This window comes from Nocardioides sp. YIM 152588 (genome assembly GCF_040191335.1).
Classification (GTDB): Bacteria; Actinomycetota; Actinomycetes; order Propionibacteriales; family Nocardioidaceae; genus Nocardioides.
In genome coordinates this window covers 1-2545 of record NZ_JBEGDJ010000108.1, presented here as the reverse complement: position 1 = coordinate 2545, position 2545 = coordinate 1, and the positions used below count along the sequence as shown (strand labels likewise).

Genomic DNA, 2545 nt, shown 5'->3' with positions numbered 1-2545 from the left:
CCGTGCGCACCTGGCTGCGCCGGGCGTCGCTGGCCTCGGCGTCCGCGGCGTCCTGGGCGGCCTGCAGCAGCCGCGCGCGCAGGATCCGCATCGCCTGGTCCTTGTTCTGCAACGCGGCCGGCGACACCGCGGTCGCCATCGCGCTCGCCGGGACCATCTTCTTCTCCGGCGCCACCAGCGAGGCCCGCGGCCAGGTCGCCCTCTTCCTCGGGCTCACCATGCTGCCGTTCGCCATCGTCGCGCCGCTGATCGGCCCGTTCCTCGACCGGTTCAGCCACGGTCGGCGCTGGGCCATCGGCGCGACCTTCGCGATCCGCGCGTTCCTGTGCTGGGTGCTCGCCGGCGCGATCGCCGCCGACTCGGTCTGGCTCTACCCCGCCGCCCTCGGGGTGCTGGTCTCCTCCAAGGCGTACGGCGTCACCCGGGCCGCGGCCGTCCCCCGGCTGCTCCCGCCCGAGATCACGCTGGTCAAGGCGAACGGCCGGGTCAGCCTCGCCGGCGTCGTCGGCGCGACCGTGTCCGCGCCGATCGCCGGCGCGGCGGCGTACTTCGGCGCGGAGTGGACGCTGCGCCTGGCCTTCCTCATCTTCGTCCTCGGCACCATCGCGGCGATCCTGCTGCCGGCCAAGGTCGACTCCAGCGAGGGCGAGCGGCAGGTCCGCGGGGCGCTCGGCACCGGGCGCGGCACCGGGGTGCCGCCCAAGGTCGCCTTCGCACTGCGGGTCAACTGCGGTCCGCGGTGGCTGTCGGGCTTCCTCACCATGTACATGGCGTTCCTGCTGCGCGCGGAGCCGATCGCCGGCTGGGAGGACCGGACCACGCTGCTGATCGGGCTGGTGATCGGCGGCGCCGGCCTGGGCAACACGCTCGGCATCGTGATCGCCTCGGTGGCGCGCAAGATCAACCCGGCGGTGATGGTGGTCGTCGCGCTCATCGCCGACATCGTGATCTGCGTGGTCGCCGCGGCGCTCTACAGCGTGCTCGCCATCGTCGCGCTCGGCCTGACGGCGGGCCTGATGCAGTACCTGGCGAAGGTCTCGCTGGACTCCACCATCCAGACCGGGGTGCCGCCGCGGTACCACTCCAGCACCTTCGCCCGGGGCGACACGACCCTCCAGCTGGCCTGGGTGGTCGGCGGCTTCGTCGGGATCGCGATGCCCTGGATCCCACAGCTGGGCCTCGGCGTGGCCGCGGTGGTGCTCGCCGCCTGGGCCGTCTTCACCCTCGGCTCCCGCCCCCGCCGCGACGCCGCGGCGCAACCGTCGGCGCAGCCCAGCGGCAGCCCGGCCTGAGGCGCCGGGGCGGGCGGGCTCCGACGGGAGCTGGGCCTGGTCCCCAGGGGTTGGGGGGCGTAGTCCCTGACGAAAAGCACCCGAACTCGGCCGTCACGGGTGCTTTTCGTCAGGGACTACCCCGGATCAGGCGTCGAGCTCGTCGGCCAGCGCGCGCAGCAGCTTGGCCACCGGCTGCGCCGTACGACGCTCCGGGTGGCGGCCGTGCCGGTAGGCCTCGCCGACGCCGTCGAGCAGCCGGATCAGGTCCTCCACGATCGGGACCATCTCCTCGGGCTTCTTGCGCTTCGCCTGGGCCTGCTTGCGGGCCACCGAGGCGGGGGCGTCGAGCACACGGACCTGGAGGGCCTGCTCGCCGCGCCGCCCCTGGGCGATGCCGAACTCGACCCGCGTCCCGGCCTTCAGGGTGGAGACGCCCTCCGGCAGCGCGTCGGCGTGGACGTAGACGTCCGCACCGCCCGGCTGGGAGAGGAACCCGAACCCCTTCTCCGCGTCGAACCACTTGACCTTGCCAGTCGGCACGTCTCGACCTTCCTCGCTGTGTCCCGCGCCGGTGTCCCGGCGCGTCGGAATCGTAGGCCATCGCGCGGCGCCCCCGGAAAGCCTTTCATCCCGGCGCCGCGGTCCGGGCCCGCCCGGTCAGGCCTGCCCGACCTCGATCGTGATGCCGTCGCCCAGGTTGATGATCGTTCCCGGTACGACGGGGACCGCGATGCCCGGCTTCAGGTCCTCCGGGGACTCGCCGGGCCGCACGATCACGGTGCCGTTCGTCGAGCCCATGTCGGTCACGGTCGCGGCGCCGGGCGTGGCGCCGGGGCGCACCTCGACGTGGGTCGAGGAGATCTCGTTCAGGCGGCTCGGCACCGTCACCAGGCGCGGCTGCTCGGTCCCGCCGAAGCGGCGCGCCTCCGGGGCGCGGCCGATCAGCACGACCCGGTCGACCACCACGCTCTGCCCGTCGGAGACCTGCAGCCGCGCAGGGCCGCCCGGCGCCGGCGGCGGGTACGGCGGCGGCATGGTCGTCGGCAGGCCGCTCGGCGGGGCGCCGGGCGGAGGACCGCTGGGCGGCGGGCTGCGCTCGAGCACGCCGACCTGGTGATCGGGTCGCGCTGGGTGCCGGGCGGCTCGGTGGTGAACTGGCCGTGGCAGCGCGAGGTGCTCTCACGCGGCGTCATCGCGCGACGCGTCCTGGGCGGCGCCCGACCAGCGCAGGCTGGTACCCCGACCCCGCGGGCGCTCCCGACACCTACCGC

At 74.6% G+C, this 2545-nt stretch carries 3 protein-coding genes; 1 reads left to right on the top strand and 2 read right to left on the bottom strand.

The genetic code is table 11. The annotated features are described in order from the left end of the window. Positions 1-101: 101 nt before the first annotated feature. A complete protein-coding gene (locus tag ABLM29_RS22215) occupies positions 102-1292 on the top strand; it encodes an MFS transporter (RefSeq protein WP_349716830.1) in 1191 nt (396 codons plus the stop codon). A gap of 126 nt (positions 1293-1418) precedes the next feature. Here ABLM29_RS22215 and ABLM29_RS22210 read toward each other — a convergent pair whose 3' ends face one another. Next, complete coding sequence (locus ABLM29_RS22210; protein WP_349716829.1) at positions 1419-1814, bottom strand: cold-shock protein; 396 nt, start codon at positions 1812-1814, stop codon at positions 1419-1421. Between the two features lie 117 nt (positions 1815-1931). Next, entirely contained in the window at positions 1932-2378 is a 447-nt protein-coding gene (locus ABLM29_RS22205; RefSeq protein WP_349716831.1) for an FHA domain-containing protein, read from the bottom strand. Positions 2379-2545: the final 167 nt, after the last annotated feature.